13 protein-coding genes and 1 pseudogene are annotated in these 16,559 nt (G+C 41.9%); 8 read left to right on the top strand and 6 right to left on the bottom strand.

Annotated elements, in window-relative coordinates; translation table 11 throughout:
- A pseudogene (locus V7L29_RS35565) lies at window positions 1-117 on the bottom strand (IS982 family transposase); the annotation flags it as partial.
- Between the two features lie 102 nt (window positions 118-219).
- On the opposite strand from V7L29_RS35565, the gene V7L29_RS20970 reads away from it, so the two are divergent.
- Together V7L29_RS20970 and V7L29_RS20965 are read left to right on the top strand one after the other, a co-directional pair.
- Complete coding sequence (locus tag V7L29_RS20970) at window positions 220-279, top strand: hypothetical protein (protein ID WP_334736708.1); 60 nt, start codon at window positions 220-222, stop codon at window positions 277-279.
- An 11-nt stretch (window positions 280-290) separates the two neighbouring features.
- Window positions 291-515, top strand: coding sequence for a type II toxin-antitoxin system HicB family antitoxin (locus V7L29_RS20965; RefSeq protein WP_334736707.1), 225 nt, complete (start codon window positions 291-293; stop codon window positions 513-515).
- Window positions 516-529: 14 nt separating this feature from the next.
- Here the strand turns inward: V7L29_RS20965 and murD are convergent, their stop codons facing one another.
- Together murD and glyS are read right to left on the bottom strand one after the other, a co-directional pair.
- Window positions 530-2,020, bottom strand: coding sequence for a UDP-N-acetylmuramoyl-L-alanine--D-glutamate ligase (gene murD / locus V7L29_RS20960; RefSeq protein WP_334736706.1), 1,491 nt, complete (start codon window positions 2,018-2,020; stop codon window positions 530-532).
- An 83-nt stretch (window positions 2,021-2,103) separates the two neighbouring features.
- Window positions 2,104-4,257 carry a glycine--tRNA ligase subunit beta gene (gene glyS, locus V7L29_RS20955; protein ID WP_334736705.1) on the bottom strand — a complete coding sequence of 718 codons (2,154 nt, stop codon included), beginning with the start codon at window positions 4,255-4,257 and terminating at the stop codon, window positions 2,104-2,106.
- Between the two features lie 409 nt (window positions 4,258-4,666).
- Between glyS and V7L29_RS20950 the strand changes: the two genes are divergently transcribed.
- Entirely contained in the window at window positions 4,667-5,257 is a 591-nt protein-coding gene (locus V7L29_RS20950) for a PEP-CTERM sorting domain-containing protein (protein ID WP_334736704.1), read from the top strand.
- A gap of 129 nt (window positions 5,258-5,386) precedes the next feature.
- Here V7L29_RS20950 and V7L29_RS20945 read toward each other — a convergent pair whose 3' ends face one another.
- Window positions 5,387-5,569, bottom strand: coding sequence for a hypothetical protein (locus V7L29_RS20945; RefSeq protein ID WP_334736703.1), 183 nt, complete (start codon window positions 5,567-5,569; stop codon window positions 5,387-5,389).
- An 821-nt stretch (window positions 5,570-6,390) separates the two neighbouring features.
- Here V7L29_RS20945 and V7L29_RS20940 point away from each other — a divergent pair.
- Complete coding sequence (locus V7L29_RS20940; RefSeq protein ID WP_334736702.1) at window positions 6,391-7,680, top strand: glycosyltransferase family 4 protein; 1,290 nt, start codon at window positions 6,391-6,393, stop codon at window positions 7,678-7,680.
- Between the two features lie 824 nt (window positions 7,681-8,504).
- The gene (locus V7L29_RS20935) at window positions 8,505-10,115 is read left to right on the top strand and encodes an efflux RND transporter periplasmic adaptor subunit (protein WP_334736701.1); all 1,611 of its coding nucleotides are present in this window, start codon (window positions 8,505-8,507) and stop codon (window positions 10,113-10,115) included.
- A gap of 29 nt (window positions 10,116-10,144) precedes the next feature.
- Here V7L29_RS20935 and V7L29_RS20930 read toward each other — a convergent pair whose 3' ends face one another.
- Window positions 10,145-10,309: a hypothetical protein gene (locus V7L29_RS20930; protein WP_334736700.1), complete on the bottom strand. Its 165-nt coding sequence runs from the start codon at window positions 10,307-10,309 to the stop codon at window positions 10,145-10,147.
- A gap of 219 nt (window positions 10,310-10,528) precedes the next feature.
- Window positions 10,529-12,445 carry a heavy metal translocating P-type ATPase gene (locus V7L29_RS20925; RefSeq protein ID WP_334736699.1) on the bottom strand — a complete coding sequence of 639 codons (1,917 nt, stop codon included), beginning with the start codon at window positions 12,443-12,445 and terminating at the stop codon, window positions 10,529-10,531.
- A gap of 222 nt (window positions 12,446-12,667) precedes the next feature.
- Here V7L29_RS20925 and V7L29_RS20920 point away from each other — a divergent pair, with 222 nt between their 5' ends.
- The 3 genes from V7L29_RS20920 to V7L29_RS20910 all read left to right on the top strand — a co-directional run bounded on the left by V7L29_RS20920 (window position 12,668) and on the right by V7L29_RS20910 (window position 16,362).
- Window positions 12,668-13,831: a hypothetical protein gene (locus tag V7L29_RS20920; RefSeq protein ID WP_334736698.1), complete on the top strand. Its 1,164-nt coding sequence runs from the start codon at window positions 12,668-12,670 to the stop codon at window positions 13,829-13,831.
- Between the two features lie 10 nt (window positions 13,832-13,841).
- Window positions 13,842-14,993 carry a precorrin-8X methylmutase gene (locus tag V7L29_RS20915; RefSeq protein WP_334736697.1) on the top strand — a complete coding sequence of 384 codons (1,152 nt, stop codon included), beginning with the start codon at window positions 13,842-13,844 and terminating at the stop codon, window positions 14,991-14,993.
- A gap of 343 nt (window positions 14,994-15,336) precedes the next feature.
- Window positions 15,337-16,362, top strand: coding sequence for a hypothetical protein (locus V7L29_RS20910; protein WP_334736696.1), 1,026 nt, complete (start codon window positions 15,337-15,339; stop codon window positions 16,360-16,362).
- Window positions 16,363-16,559 lie beyond the last annotated feature (197 nt).

Raw genomic sequence — 16,559 nt, 5'->3', positions numbered from 1 at the left:
TCCAGTCATTGATGGTAGCTGCGGTACTTGTTGCCACATCCTCTCCCATGAGGAGCAGAAATCATCGACATCACAAAAAATTTGCGTTACATCCAGCCGAGATACAATAGATTCCATCGCTGAGACACCATGCGTATTTTTCCTTTAATTCAAGTCTCAGCCTTTTTTTGTACCTAAATCAACCCGTCGAACTCACGTTTAGTTACAGTTCCAGGTAAATTGTCTAACGATTTAGCCCCTGGTACTCTAAGTAGTATTTGGAGGCAAGCACAGTTATAAGGAGAACGGTAATGCAGTACGTAGTGGTGATTGAAAAGGCTGAAGGTAATTACTCTGCTTATATCCCTGATTTCCCAGGTTGTGTCGCTGTGGGTGAAACTTTAGAAGAAGTCAAGCAAATGATTGCAGAAGCTATTGAATTTCATCTAGAAGGAATGCTAGAAGATGGTTTACCTATTCCTAAACCTACAAGCATTGCTCATGAGGTTGAAGTTGCAAACTACATCAAAACATAATTAGAGAAAATCACTCAATTAGCACTATGCAGGGAGGATGAAAGAATCGGGTGTTGCAGTTTATCTCCTCCCGCCCAAGCCAGGCACAACTGACGGAAACGCTCGCCCCGCACCTCAAAATTTGGGTACTGGTCAAAACTCGCACAAGCCGGAGATAGCAACACCACAGGCGCTTCATACTCCTTAGCTAATTCCGCCGCTTTGGGAACTGCCCTTTCCATAGTTTCCACGATATGGTAAGAATAATACCCCACCTCTTGGAGACGTTTGGCAAATGCGGGTGCAGCAGAGCCAATCAATAACACAGCAGCAGCTTGGGAGTGAATTTTTGCTAGCCAAGCAGTATCATCACCTGCTTTGGCTTCTCCACCAGCAATTAAAATCGCTGGACTTTTCACGGATGCTAAACCAACTTCGGCAGCATCATAGTTAGTGGCTTTGCTGTCGTTAATGAAATCAATACCTTCCCAAGTGCAGATATGCTCCAAACGATGAGCAACGCCAGGAAATTCTCGAATTGCAAGTGCGATCGCATCACGATTAATTCCCGCTAATCTTGCAGTTGCTACTGCCATCAAGAGATTTTGCTGATTATGTTCTCCCACCATCCGCAAAGTAGATACTTTCACAATCGGTTCTGGTGCAGAGGTTGCACTCAACTTTTCCACAACCCAGCCGTCTTCGATGTAAAAGCCTTTTTCGCTAATCAGGAAATCTTTTCCTCTCACACTTGTCCAATAGGCATCAGGCCAAGCACTTAGACCTAACTTGCTCAAGTAGGCATCATCGCCGTTGAACACTTGCAACTCCGACTGACGTAATAACTTGGCTTTGATGTTGTAATAGTTCTCTAAAGTCTGATGACGACTAAGATGATCCGGCGTGAAAGTCGTCCAAACACCGATACGTGGTGCAAGAGTACTTGAAGATTCTACTTGATAGCTGCTAATTTCCGCAATCACCCAGTCGAGTGAGGAGTGAGGAGTCAAAAGTGAGGAGTTAGGAGTTAGGAGTGAGGAATTATCAAATGCTCCCCCTGCTTCCCTCCTCCAAGATAGAGCGACTTCACAAGCGGCGTAGCCAATATTACCGCAGGCGGGTGCATTTAATTCTGCTGCTTGGAAAATGGCAGCAATTAAAGCTGTGGTAGTAGTTTTGCCGTTAGTGCCAGTAATTCCTACCCAAGGTAGCGAGCGCAAATTTCGCCAAGCGAATTCCATTTCCCCAATGGTTTCAATACCTAATTGGCGTGCCTCAACTAATACGGGAATATCCCAAGGCACGCCAGGACTAACGACTATTAATTGGGGTAAATTAGCACCATTCAATTCTAGGGATTGGCCAAGTTTAACGGTTATTTGCTCGGCAGCGAGTTCTTGTTGTTGTTTTAGGAGGGTTTCGGAGGTGTTGCAATCACTCAGCTCTACCTCCCACCCTTCCCGTTTCAACAATCTCGCCGCAGCAATACCGGACTTTCCCAATCCAATTACAGTAGCTCTAGGCATAGATTGCAGCAGAGATCCCTGGTTAAGCACTCCCTATAGTAGCGTCTATTGGCAAAAATTACACAACTTTTTGTTGACCTACGCTACAGATTTTTGACGATCGCACCAAAATCAGCTAAAACACGGGCATGATTGCGAACTAATCCCAGCAGATATAATCGATTCCGCTTCACTTCTGGATCGGAGTCCATAACTAAAACGCTATCTGGGCCATCAAAGAAGTTACTAACTGTCGGAGCAATTTTTGCTAGTGCTGCTACTAACAGTTGATAATTTCGTGTCTGCTGTGCTGCTTGAGTTTGGGGTACTGATTCGATTAGGGCATTATACAAAGCAACCTCAGAGGGCTTTTGGAATAATTCTTGACGAATTACGGCTGTCGGTTCTAGCTGTTTTGTATCCAAATCACCTTGCGCGGCTAATCGTGTGGAACGGTTAACAGTTTCATAGATGTTATCTAAGGTACTGTCGTTGCGGATTTGTTGTAGATATAAGGCGCGATCGCGTACATCCAATAAATCCTTTAACGTCCGTTCTGTGTATTCTGGATCATTTTCTCCCAAAACTGCATTTACCAAGTCGTAATCAATCTGCTTTTCTTCTTGTAGTAAAGTGCGGATGCGTTGTAAGAAAAACTCTTGTAATGCTGCGGTTAATGATGCCTGATCTTTGTGATATGTTGCTGTAAAGTCTGTGGCTATTTGTGCCAATAAATTATCTAAATTTATCGGCAAATTATAAAACCAAGTAATTTTAACTACAGCATTAGCCGCCCGACGTAAAGCAAAGGGATCAGAGGAACCGGAGGGAATTAAACCTAAACCAAAGATACTCACTAAAGTATCTAATCTATCTGCCAAACCGACAATTTGACCCGTGAGTGTTTCCGGTAACCTATCACCTGCTCCCGTTGGCAAATAATGTTGAAAAATTGCCTTTGCAACTTCGGTATCTTCACCACTGGCTAAGGCATATTTTTCTCCCATAATGCCTTGTAATTCCGGGAATTCATAGACCATTTGTGTAACCAAATCTGCTTTACATAATAAAGCAGCACGTTGGATTCTTTGGCTTTGGTCTTCTCCTAATTCTAACTGGCTAGTAATTCGCTCGGCAATCTTAATTACTCTATCTACCTTGGCACGCACCGAACCCAATTCTTCTTGAAAAGTGACTTTTTCTAACTGGGGTAAAAAGTTTTCTAAAGGCTTAGTTAAATCAGCTTCGTAGAAAAATCTGCCATCAGCTAATCTGGCACGAATTACTCTTTCATTCCCTACGGCAACAATATCTGATTTCTGGGGATCACCGTTAGAAATGGTGATGAAATTAGGCAATAATTCTTGCTCAAAACTACCTGGTTTGAATACAGGAAAATAACGCTGATGAGTAACCATGACTTCAGTAATTACCTCAGTCGGTAATTCCAAAAATTCGGGTTCAAATTTACCGACAACTGTGGAAGGATGTTCTACAAGGTTGGTTACTTCTTCTAACAAATCGGGGTAAATTACTGTATACCCGTCTAAATTCTCTGCTACTGCATTTACTTGCTCTTTAATCAGATTTGCCCGTTCATCAGGGTCAACGGTGACAGAGGCAGATTTGAGGGTGGTAACATAATCAGTAGCTTGGGCAATTGTCACAGGATCAGGATGCAAGACACGATGACCTTGAGAAATGCGATCGCTCTGAATCGTTTTAGAACCATTCACTAATTCTAGAGGTAGCACCGTTTGATCTAACAAAGCTACCAGCCAGCGAATTGGTCGGGAAAACCTTTCATCCCCATTCCCCCAACGCATTAACCGCTTACCTTCTAAACCCCAAATCCACTGGGGAACAAGTTCTGTCAAAATTTCCGCCACAGGACGACCGGGAAATCTTTTTTGCACAAAGACAAATTCCCCTTTGTCAGTGGGGCGAATAAACAGCGCATCCAGTTCCACACCTTGCTTTTTGGCAAAGCCTGCTGCTGCTGCTGTCGGCTGACCATCTTTAAAGGCGGCTTGGGCGGGGGGCCCTTTAATTTCTTCTTCTCGGTCTGGTTGCTGAGATGGTAGACCTTTAATCACTACCGCCAGCCGCCGGGGAGTACCGTACACCTGGACACTTTCGCCCTTGAGGCTGTTTGCTTCCAGGGTTTGAGGAATGCGCTCCTGCCATTGCACTAAAGCATCACTAAGAAAACTTGCAGGTAATTCTTCTGTACCAACTTCTAATAGAAACGCAGGCATAGGTTACTGTTTTCAACTTTGCGTAGCTCAACTTTATCAGTTATTATCAAGCGATCGCTCGTGATTTTTAGGTAACTACAGCTTGGATGTTTCTCGTGAATCTTTAACTATGTATGTAGCATCTTTGCTCCACCTCCAGAAATAATCGTAAACAGTTGACCAAGCTGGAAAATCACTTAGTAAGCCTTGCCACATACATCCCTAAAATCGATAAAGTCGAGCTTAGGTTTGCTAAATAGACTTGGCATTTTATGAAAAACTTCACAGAAAAAGTGTTTTTCTTCATTGATTTATTACATTTACTTCCGTAGTTTCATGCAGTATTTACTTATACATATTTTTATCGTAAAGTTAGTGTTGTTTATAAATTGATATCTGCATGATGTCAATCAACTTTAGAGTTATAACAATGAAAAATATTTTCATCAAAATGGCTACTATCACAGCAACTAGTGCTGCTCTTAGTGTTGCGATCGCTGCTGGTGCTAACAACCCAGCTCAAGCTATTGAGTTCAACTTTAACTGGCAAGGTGATGCTGGTTATTCAGCAATAGGTTCATTCAGCTACGACGAGGCTACAGCACCGAAAATTATTTCAGAAAGTGGTAGTGGAGCCACCAACTTTTTACAATCCTTGAATGTCTCTTTCTTAGACCCATCTAAAAATCTTTTGGGAACTTATAACACCGTTAGTGGTGGGGTGTCACAATCTGATTTCTTCGCTTTCAACTTTGATACTTCTACTCAGAAATTGTCTGGTCCCTTTGATGTAGCAGGAGGAACGGGTGTAATCGGAGAATATTTCTTCCAGGGAACGATTGGCGACTCTTTGTTCTTACGTCAGGATATCGATCAAAAGTCATCATTTAGAACATTAGATCAAAATTCTGGTTTTATCCAGGTATCTAAAGTCCCTGAACCGACTTCTCTATTGGGTTTACTGGCATTTGGGATGTTGGGTGTAGGTTCAACTCTGAAGAAAAAGCAAGCCTCTTGCTAGAAAGTAGGGCTTCCTAGTCAGAGGTTGCCAAATTTAGTTTAATGAATCTCTATTCTAGCCCCAATAATTCAGTGAACTGGTGAATTGATCATTCAACCTTATCGGTTTGCGATCGCTCAAATACTTGTGTCAATATGTATTTGAGCGATTACAATGAAAAAGATTTTTGCCAAAATCGCCCTCACCATAGCAATCAGTGCTACTTTTCCTGTTGCGTAGGCGTAGCCCGCCGCAGGCATCACTGCTGCTGACAACAGCCCAGTAAAAGCTATTGATATCAAGTTTAACTGGCAAGGTAATGTTGTGATGCATAGCAGTTTTTTTCTGCGGTAACAGTTTCAAATACGAAGCTACGCAAGACGCTAGTCTTGAAAAGTTAGTGCCATTGAACTACTCAAAAAAGTGGAATGCTCACCAATGAATTCAATACTGATGACTTGTTGAAAATACTTCATGTGCCACTTTACAAGCTGGAATGTGGGTTTCATGTATGAGAGAAAATATAATGCTACAATCCCTTAAGTGTAAATTTAAGCATTAAATTCCCTTTTAAATTAGTGAAAAGTTATCATGCATATGGTGATCAACTTCAGAGGATGTTTGAAAAGTCCTCTTGTCGGTAGCAAAACGTTTTAGATCACCCTAAATCCACGTCACGTGCTTCTCCTAAGGGAGACGCTGCGCGTAGCTTGCTTCCCTGTAAGGGTACAAGTTGGCAGAGCCGCCCAACACAGTGGTTAAAAGATAAATTGGGGAACTTTGATTCCGGTTCTCCCCAATTTATCTCTTAGCCAGCGCGGGAACAGGGGTCTCCCTAAGTGGAGCAACTGGCGTGGGCTATGAGGGTTCAATAAGTGCCTAAAATCACAGCCAACCACTTTTCAAACAACCTCTAAATTAGTCAACAGTTATCAGTGAATACTGGTAATTGATAACTGATAACTAATAATTAATAACTGATAACTGTTAAAATTAACCTTGAAAAGTATTAAAAAGTATTGAGTGCAATTATGATTTCAAAAAATCATAGTCTGCTCATAACCTAAATTAAATAATAAAAGTAGCAGCGCCTACTGAAATTAGTAATAAATCTGCTCATCTTAGGCTGTCTTCACGAAATTTACAAATAGCTCATGCACATTCTGATCTATTCCTACAACTATCATCCAGAGCCGATTGGAATTGCTCCCTTAATGACTGAATTGGCAGAAGGACTAGTAAAGCGATCTCATCAAGTGCGGGTGATTACCGGAATGCCCAACTATCCTCAGCGTGAGATTTACGATGGCTATCGGGGTAAATGGTATATTACTGAACAAAAAAATGGTGTCACTATTCAGCGAAGTTACCTCCGAATTAAGTCTAAACCTAACCTCGTAGATCGGCTGTTGTTGGAGTTAAGCTTTGTTTTCACGAGCTTACCCCAAGCTTTTAAAGGCGGACGCCCTGATGTGATTATCTTAACAGTTCCGCCTCTATTCGGTACGTTACCAGTAACAATATTTGGTTGGTTATACAACTGCCCAGTAGTTTTGAATGTGCAAGATATTCTACCAGAAGCTGCCGTGCGTATTGGACTATTGAAAAATAAGTGGATGATCCGAACTCTTGCAGTCTTAGAGAAATTTGCATATCGAACTGCACACACTATTAGTGTCATCGCCGATGGGTTTCGTGAGAATTTAGTGAATAAGGGAGTACCTGTTAATAAAATCGTTTGTATTCCTAATTGGGTGAATATAAATTTCATCCACCCCTTACCGAAAGAGAACAACTCCTGGATATCTAGCCATCAACTGGATGGAAAATTTGTAGTACTTTATTCAGGCAACATTGCTCTAACGCAAGGTTTAGAGACAGTAATAGAAGCAGCAGTTTGTTTGCGTCATATCAAAGATATTGTCTTTGTCATCGTTGGCGAATCAAGAGCATTGCAAAAGTTGCAGGAATACTGTCTATTAAATGGAGCAGATAATGTTTTGCTGCTACCGTTGCAGCCGCGAGAAAAACTACCCGAAATGTTAGCAGCATCTGATGTAGGACTGATTGTGCAAAAGCGCAATGTGATTTCGTTCAATATGCCTTCAAAAATACCACTGCTATTGGCAAGCGGTCGCCCGATTGTGGGTTCAGTTCCTGCCACTGGTACTGCTGCTAAAGCAATTGAACTTAGTGGTGGTGGGATAGTTGTTGAGCCAGAATCGCCGGATGCAATGGCTGCTGCGGTGCATGATTTATATGCTAATCCTGCTCTAGGGGCGAGGCTAGGTAACACAGGAAGACAGTTTGCCGAAAAAAACTATTCCTTGGAGCAAGCACTTGATCGGTATGAGTCGCTGTTTTCTCATATTATTACTAACCGAAGATCAACTGTGGGTATCTTGCCGAAATTGGATTCTAAAGAATCGGTTGTAGATGGTTGAAGGACGTGGGGCATTATATACAAAACCCTTGCTGGCTCGACTACACATACAAAACCCTGATTAGGATAAATTAAATCACCCATTCGGGTGAGTTAAAAATCAACCGATCGGGTGACCTAAGTGTAGGAAGTTGAGACTGCTCAAAAATAGGATTCTAGAGAACACTGATTGATCGCACGTCGTTTTTGGTGAAGAGAACTTGATGAAACTCGCAACCTTGATTAATAGAGCTGAATTAATCAGCGTAGGCGTAGCCCGCCGTACTCTTACGGAAAAGCAAGCTACGCGTAGCGTCTGTCTGCAACACGCTGCGCGAACGTAGAGAAGGCATCACTTTATACCCTTTTTTACCTAAGACCAGTATTCACTACGACTTAAGAGCGATAAACTCATTTATACCTTATACTAATCTTTTCTCCTATGTGGTTATAATGCAAGCAAGCACTTACATGTGCAAGTAAGCGCTTGCAAACACTCATGGAAAACTTAGCATCAAGGACGGCACAAACTCGTACACGCTTGATAAAGTTAGCAACTAAGGTGTTTACAATAGCAGGTTTAACCGGAGCCACAACACGAGAAAGAGTTTTATAAATTACACTTTCAAAAATTGATCAGAGTTAAGGAATGTACAAATTAGTCAAAATGTGCTAAACGATATTTGTTTATTTTAGGTGCTAGACATTGTGAGCAATCGCCCAAATACCCAAACAATACATTTGTCACCAACATAGAGAAAAAAGGCTAAAAAACTATTCAAATAATGCTTTTTTAACGAAGACGTAGATTGCCCAAGTTTAAATCCACAAGACGAGAAAATAAAGATGTCCCATTCTGAGTTCCCTGACTCTCACCTTCCTGTTGAAATAGAACAGCCTGCTGTTACTGATTCTAGTCAAGAGTCGCAACCATTGCCAAAGCGATCGCCTAAGGCACCTCGAAAGCGGCGTTGGCCTTTGCTGTTGGGAATTATCCTGTTAATTGCAGGTGTTGGTTTTGGTTGGCGCTGGTGGCAAACAAGTAATGCTAGGAATGCACCCGATGGTGCTGGAGCAGGTGCTACTCAACCAGCAATTCCCGTCAAGCTAGCAACAGTGCAAACTGAAACTGTGCAGGAAAGTTCGGAGTTTATTGGCTCCTTAGAGGCTCCACGTTCGGTAATCATCAAACCACAGGTTGAAGGACGAGTTACCGAGATTTTCGTCCAAGAGGGCAACCGTGTTCAACAAGGGCAAGTCATTATTAGCCTGCAAAGTGATGATGCCCAAGCTCAATTATCACAAGCAAAAGGCGGACTAGAACTAGCCCAAGCACGTCTTGCTGAACTAAAAGCCGGTACGCGACGAGAAGAAGTTGCCCAAGCTAGAGCGCAGTTAGTTCAAGCTCAAGCTCGCTTTAGAGATGCCCAATCGGGATCGCAACCAGAAGAAATTGCTCAGGCTGAGGCTCAAATTCAGTCAGCTAAATCTGATGTGGAACTAGCACAGTCACGAGCCAAGCGATACGCACAATTGAGAAAAGAGGGTGCAGTTTCCCAAGATACCTTAGACGGATATGTCAAAGAACAGCAAAGTGCTGAAGCTGCCCTTGTCCTAGCCCAAAAACGCCTAGAGCAAGTCCGCAAAAGCAGAAATTCTAATATCAATGAGCTAGCTGGTGCCCTAGAACAACAGAAACAAAACTTAAGGCAACTAGAAAATGGTTCCCGCCCAGAAGAAATTGCCCAAGCGCAATCGCAAGTAACCCAAGCAGCTGCCCAAGTCCAAGCTGCCCAAGTCCAACTGCAATACACAAAAGTCCTTGCACCTTTCACTGGTATTGTTGGTGATATTCCAACAAAGGTAGGAGATTATGTGCAAAAAGCAGATCAACTCACTACACTGACTAGAAATGACTCTTTAGAACTGAATATTTCCGTTCCGTTAACCGATGCCAAAAAGCTGCGCTTAGGATTACCAGTGCAAATGCTGAACGCCCAAGGCCAACCCACAGCAAGGGGTAAGGTGAGTTTTATCTCCCCAAATGCCAGTTTAGATTCGCAGACAGTTTTGGTGAAAGCCAACTTTGGCAATTCGAGAAATCGACTACTTAATCTTCAGTCAGTGCAAACCAAAGTAATCTGGGATGAACGTCCAGGAATTTTAATTCCAGTTACAGCAGTATCTCGCTTGGGTGGGGAGACTTTTGTGTTTGTGGCTCAAGCGCCAGCACAAAAGCCTAAAGCGGAAGCATCGGCACAAAACCCTAAAGCTGGAGCGCCATCTTTAGTAGCTCAACAAAAGCCTGTGAAATTGGGAGTTATTGAGGGGAATAATTATCAAGTTATCCAAGGACTAAAAGCTGGGGACAAAATTGTTGTTTCCGGGATTCTCAGCCTAAGGAATGGCGCTCCCATCACTCCTGCTCCTGAAGAAGTGGGTAGTCGAAGTTTTTAATATTTGTATTAATCAATAACTACCAATGCTCAATTTCTATCTAGTACAGCGGGCGCGTAAATAGCGCAAAGTCGAGCCAGTCCGTTGGTGGGGTTCCCCCACTTAAAGCAACTGGCGTTGAGCGGCGTTTCTTGCCGTTGGCGTAGCCCGCCGTAGGCATCAGAACTTTGTAAGAGAGGAGCGTCACTTTGCAAGACGAGCAACCATTCAAAATGGCGCAAGAGCAAGGAATATAATTCTTTTGAATGAGTGAATGAGTAAATGAGTGATTTCCGCCTTGCGGTACTAGTACGTCACGGTCTACTTTTCTGATAAGGTTTTCTTAGTCGTCTTTAGACAACTTTAGCTATTAGCCTCAGAATGAATTCTGAGGCGGTTGTTGGGATTGCTGTAAGATTTCAGTGTAAACATATTTATTTCAACAATCTCAAACCACTCAGGGTAACTAACACTGTAGAACCTTCATGTCCGATGACGCCGATGGGTAAATTGATATCGCCTAGAAAGTTGCCCACCAAAAGCAACATAATGAAACCCAACGCTACAAATATATTCTGTTTGACTATGGATTGCGATCGCCTACCCAAATGCATCGCCACGGCAATTTTTTCTAACCTATCTGCCATCAGTACTATATCTGCGGTTTCTAATGCCACATCACTACCAGACACTCCCATCGCTATAGCCACAGATGCTTGCGCTAAAGCAGGTGCATCATTAATTCCATCGCCCACCATTGCTACAGTTTGATATTGTTGCTGTAGACGGCGGATAACATCCAGCTTATCTTCTGGCAGAAGTTGAGCATATACCCGATCAATTCCTACTGCTTTGGCGACACTGTCAGCAGTTTCCTGATTATCCCCAGTTAACATGACAATTTGCTCAATTCCCAGTTTCTTTAAGCGGGTAATAGTTGCGGCTGCTTGCGCTCTTACTTCATCTGAGATCGCGATCGCACCCATCACCTCTGCTCCTCTGGTTCCCTGTGCTACCCAAACCACAGTTTTACCTTCTTGCTCCAAAGATTGAGCCATTTCTCGCAATTCTTCAGGTAAATTTGTGACATACTGTTGCACAAAAACGGCATTCCCGACAATTACCTGTTGTTCTTGAGCAATTCCGACAATTCCCTGTCCAGGTATAGCTTGCACTTGGATTGCACCAACCCAATCCAAATCACTAGCCGCCTGCACAATTGCCTTACCGATGGGATGTTCGGAAGAGGATTCCACACTAGCAGCGGCTTTTAATACATCTATTTGGGTGTATTCACTAGCGGAAATTACCTGGAATACCTGCACCTGTCCTGTTGTTAGAGTACCAGTTTTATCAAATGCGATCGCTCGGACTTTGCCAATCTTCTCCAACTGTGCCCCATTCTTAAACAAAATCCCCTGTCTTGCACCATTAGCGATTCCTGAAAGCAGGGTGGGCATAATTGCAGCCATCAGCGCACAGGGAGAAGCCACTACCAGGAAAGTAAGCGCCCGATAAATCGTCGTTTCCCAATCCCAACCCCACAGAAATGGCGGTAAAGTTGCCAGTAATATCCCGGCTACTACAATAACTTTGGCATATCCCTTCTCAAAGCGATCAATAAACTCTTGCGAAGGAGGTGCTTGAGTCTTTGCCTGTTCTACCAAGCGAATCACACGTACAATTAAACTGCTTTGGGCTGGTTTGTGTACCTTAATTTGCAATGCACCATAGCCGTTGAGTGTGCCGGCAAATACCTCTTCACCCACTGTTTTCTCTACAGGTAAAGACTCGCCTGTAATTGCAGCTTGATTGAGAGTGCTGTAACCAAATAAAATTATCCCATCAGTAGGAATTAGCTCTCCAGGTTTGACGACAATCTCATCACCCACTTTTAGCTGACTAATCGGAATTTCCTCTTCTCTTCCCTGAAGCAAAACCCTTGCTGTATCTGGTGTCAAACTCATCAAACTGCGGATACTCCGCTCAGTTCGCTGCATTGCATAGCCTTCTAATGCGCCACTGATGGCAAAAATCAGAATCAAAATTGCCCCATCAATAATCAGATGATATTCTCCTCGCCATAAGCCGAGACTAGCAGCACCAATAGCCGCCACAATCATCAGCAAATCTACATCGAGTTCTTTTTCTTTGAAGAGAGTAGTCAATCCCTCCCGTGCACTTTCGTAACCACCAATTACGTAAGCAGCGGGTAGCAGCAAGAATGCCAATCCCAAAGCGCCGAGATGCAAGGCGAACCATCCGAGAAATAGCAGTAAGCCACATAAAAGGGCTGCTACGGTATCTGCGTGTTCTCTGGTGAATTGGCCCAAACGTTGGGGATAGAGCATGAGAGGTGAATTAACAGGGACTCTCTCACGCTAAACCTTGACATTAATGTCAATGTCAAGGTTTATAATGATTTTTAAATGCATAGGCGCTTCGCCTTCCCACAGGGTAGGGGCGCTGAGAAAGTCGCAAAGATAAGCAAAGTTAAATCTTTCTCTGCGTTTCTAAATAAAAATCAGTTACAATGAATACATAAAAATTGTAGTCTTTTACTTAATAAACATATGAACTTAGAAGAATTAATAGCTCAATTAAATGCAAATATCTTCCTTAAAGAATTTTCATTTTCCAAAAACAATTTTACTCCAAAAGGTAGCAGTGAACTAGAGCTTGCAGATCATGTTATATGGCTTGATGACCTCATGATTGTTTACCAAATCAAAGAAAGAACGGGAGGAAAAAGCTCAGTAAATAGCGAAAAAATATGGTTTGAGAAGAAAATACTTCAAAAAGCTAAGAATCAGATACGTGATACACTTCTTTATTTTAAAAAATATGAAGACGAGATAATTATACCAAATCAACGAGGGCATATTTTCAATATGAAGTTTAATCAGATTAAAAGTTTTATCAAAATCATAATACATTTATCTAATAAGCAACTTCCTGAATATTATAAAAATAAAAAATATTATATTAGCAGTCAAGAAGCAGGGTTTATTCATATTGTCTCTGGTAACGATTATTTAAATATTTGCAAAATATTATTAACACCTACAGAAATTAGTGATTACTTTATGTATCGTCAAGATTTACTTATCAAGCATACTCATAATGCTGAAAAATTACCTGAAGCTGCTATTGTAGGTCAGTTTTTATCAGGAGAAGATGCAAGTTTTCCTCCAAGCAAAAACTTTCTTGAATATTTATATAGGCTAAAAAATGATAAAGATAATTTTAGTATTTCAGGTATCTTAGAAAACTTTTACAAAAGAATAGAATATATGAATTCTAATGAAGAGAACAGCGAATATGTTTATTATAATATTATCGCTGAATTTGCAAAATTAAGAAGAACAAATCTTCAAGAAGTAAAAGCCAGAATAAAATTATGCTTAGAAGCTTGTGACTCAGATGAATTTGAGTTGCCTTATAGAATTGTTGTACCCGAAACTGGCTGTGGTTTTGTTTTTATTCCTCTTCAACACGAGCAAAAAGATGATAAAATGATCTGGTTAAATAATCTAACATATGCAGCCAAATATGATCAAAAAATACGACGTTGTATAGGAACTACATTTGTAAAAGAAGAGGAAGACTATCTTATGGACTGGTGTTTCTTGGATAGTGATTGGCAATATGATTCTGCAATAGAAGAAAGTTTAAATAATTGTTATCCTTTTAGACCAGTACAAGAAAAATTAATACCTTCTTATCAATTTGAGTAATAATCAAAAGATGAACGCTGGTTGCTTAACTATTAAAGAACTTACCGATGCAGTTGGCGGCGGTTTAACTCCGCGCATGGTCAGACATTATCATCAATTGGGACTACTACCGCAACCAGTACGATCGCCTAGCAATTACCGTCTCTACACCAAAAAAGATGTTCTGCGGTTGCAAAGGATTGTCGCACTCAAGCAGCAAGGGTTTCAACTAAACCATATCCGCAATATTTTGGAGGTGGAACCAGAAGCCGACACAACCGTTAACCTCATGGGACAACTTCAGCAGCAATATCGAGCGGTGATGCAACAAATTTCTCAACTGCGACAAACAGCATCAGCACTAGAAGGATTATTGGGGCGCGATCGCCATTGTCAAATTATCCAAGCGGAAGTTTTGGCACAACTCAAGTTACTCGATGTCGAAACTCAAGCCGGATTGGGGGGATTGGAAAACCTGTGGAGTGGCTTGGATGCCGAAATTCATACCCACTCGGAAGCTTTTACAGAATCGCTACAACGCCTACTACCTGATTTGTCTCACCGTTCGGAAATTGAACAGCATTTAATCTCTCAGTTGGTTTTGGCTTGTGGCGATGTCAGTTTGGTGTCCTTTGTCAAGTTGAGTCGAGATGCGATCGCAGCTAGCCGAAAAGCCCTATCTTCTGGTTGCCAAATTGTAGTAGATACCCAAACGGTTGCTGCTGCTTTGGATCAAACCCGATTATCTCACTTGGGATGCCAGATCGAAACCTTGATTGATAACCCCCATATTACCACTGCCACAGAGGCGGAACTTGCCTTTTGGCAGCATCGAGAATGGCGAGAAAAATTGCAGCAAGTAAGTCCGGGTTGTGTCCTGGTAGTTGGTTATGCTCCCTCAGTACTTCTGGAAGCCTCCGAAGCGATGTCTACGACGGGCTACGCCTACGCCAACCAGAAAATTCAGCCTGCATTAGTAATTGGAATGCCCATTGGCTTTAGCCATGCTCCCGCAGCCAAGCGACAACTGATGCAACAAGGGATACCTTTTATTACAGTTGAAGGGACTTTAGGAGGTAGCGCTTTAGCTGCTACTGCCCTAAATGCTTTGGTTGAGTCACTGATTGATAAGCCAGATTGTCATTGTTATCTTAAAAATCTAGTAGATTCCGCTGAGTGCTGAACAATGAGTACTCAGTTAAGACAGCAGGAAACCCAGTATTCAGCACTGGCTGAGAACTCAGCACTAGTGAAAATCATATTATTTAACAATACGGCTACTTTTTTGCTAATTTTTATTAACAAATATACTCCTTTCCAATTCCGAATAAAAAGCGAAGCCGAATTTCCCGTGGCAGGGGACTGCTGAAACCGAAGGTTAACAAGCTTGATTACCGAAACTTTCCAAGCTTTTATCTGTGCAATAGGATCAATCAGGATATCCAAACCGATATTTATCAAGTTCAACTTCTTCACAAATAATTTGGCTGAGTTATACTCGACTGGATAACTGATTCCATATTGCCATGAATGATAAGTTACCAGCTATTTATTTTTACATTCCCAAAAACCAATGGCCTAGCGATCGCATATTAGAAAGTTCGGATCTTTACTGGCAATGGCAAAATTCTCTACGTTACGGTCAAGGGCGATATAACTGGACTTTACAAACCTATCTTCACCTCAAACATGATGGATTTCCATGTCAATTAGTAGAAACTTTACCCACTGAAGGAATTGTTTTAACGCATCGCGATTTTTTGCCAGACAATCTACAACCAACACCACAATTATTGATTGTCTGTTTGCGTGCAGATAGAAGTCATCATCCTTACGCACAGCTTCATGTTATCCAAAATACTCAAGATGAAATTACAAAATACTCTGCAAGTCTTTGGCAAACTTATTATATGCCCCATTGGCCCCAGTCTGGATTGATTCCTCGTGATCATAAGCGTGGTGATACATTTGAAAATGTTGCCTACTTTGGTCAAGTAGACAACTTGGTTGCCCAGATGCAAACAGATGCTTGGAAACAACAAGTCAATGCCTTAGGTTTAAATTGGAATATTGTGAACTTTGAACGCTGGCACGACTACAGTGATGTGGATGTTGTCATTGCCGTGCGTAGCTTTGATAGCAATACATATAACTTTAAACCAGCATCTAAATTATATAATGCTTGGCAAGCTGGAGTTCCGATCATTCTTGGTTGTGAATCTGCTTATCAATATGAACGTAAAAGCGAACTCGATTATATAGAAGTAGCTTCTGTAGACGAGATAATTGCATCTCTAAAATGCCTGCGCGACAACCAGAAATTACGTCAGGCAATGATAGACAATGGTCGTATTCGATCTGTAGAAACTGGGATTGAGCAACTGACTGCAAAGTGGCGTAGCTTTTTAACAGATGTAGCCTCTCCTACCTATGAACGCTGGCGAGATGCATCAAGTTGGCAACGCAAAATATTTTTACAACGCCGTTACTTCATTTTGAAGATAAGTAATATTAAATCTCGTCTAAATAAGCTTTTATCAACCCAGAATTAGTTAATAGTTTCAAAAACTGCAATCGATATAACAATCCTAAAGATCAAAAAGCTAGTACAGTTCGGCGGAAGTCACTCATTCAGGACTTACGCAAAAATAACGTAATTTCGTCATTACGAGCCATAGCGTACTCCTAGGTCGAAGCAAGCTACGCGGAGCGTCTCGTAGAGAAGTAATCCCCCCTGACGCTCTTATTG

Source organism: Nostoc sp. (assembly GCF_036916575.1).
Taxonomy (GTDB): Bacteria; Cyanobacteriota; Cyanobacteriia; order Cyanobacteriales; family Nostocaceae; genus Nostoc.
Note: the sequence above shows the minus strand (reverse complement) of the source record. Positions and strands in the feature narration are given on the sequence as shown.

Excerpts from the sequence above, each read along its gene's own strand:
- V7L29_RS20965 (WP_334736707.1), top strand. The coding sequence starts at position 291 with ATGCAGTACGTAGTGGTGATTGAAAAGGCTGAAGGTAATTACTCTGCT.
- murD (WP_334736706.1), bottom strand. The coding sequence starts at position 2,020 with ATGCCTAGAGCTACTGTAATTGGATTGGGAAAGTCCGGTATTGCTGCG.
- glyS (WP_334736705.1), bottom strand. The coding sequence starts at position 4,257 with ATGCCTGCGTTTCTATTAGAAGTTGGTACAGAAGAATTACCTGCAAGT.
- V7L29_RS20950 (WP_334736704.1), top strand. The coding sequence starts at position 4,667 with ATGAAAAATATTTTCATCAAAATGGCTACTATCACAGCAACTAGTGCT.
- V7L29_RS20945 (WP_334736703.1), bottom strand. The coding sequence starts at position 5,569 with ATGCATCACAACATTACCTTGCCAGTTAAACTTGATATCAATAGCTTT.
- V7L29_RS20940 (WP_334736702.1), top strand. The coding sequence starts at position 6,391 with ATGCACATTCTGATCTATTCCTACAACTATCATCCAGAGCCGATTGGA.
- V7L29_RS20935 (WP_334736701.1), top strand. The coding sequence starts at position 8,505 with ATGTCCCATTCTGAGTTCCCTGACTCTCACCTTCCTGTTGAAATAGAA.
- V7L29_RS20925 (WP_334736699.1), bottom strand. The coding sequence starts at position 12,445 with ATGCTCTATCCCCAACGTTTGGGCCAATTCACCAGAGAACACGCAGAT.
- V7L29_RS20920 (WP_334736698.1), top strand. The coding sequence starts at position 12,668 with ATGAACTTAGAAGAATTAATAGCTCAATTAAATGCAAATATCTTCCTT.
- V7L29_RS20915 (WP_334736697.1), top strand. The coding sequence starts at position 13,842 with ATGAACGCTGGTTGCTTAACTATTAAAGAACTTACCGATGCAGTTGGC.
- V7L29_RS20910 (WP_334736696.1), top strand. The coding sequence starts at position 15,337 with ATGAATGATAAGTTACCAGCTATTTATTTTTACATTCCCAAAAACCAA.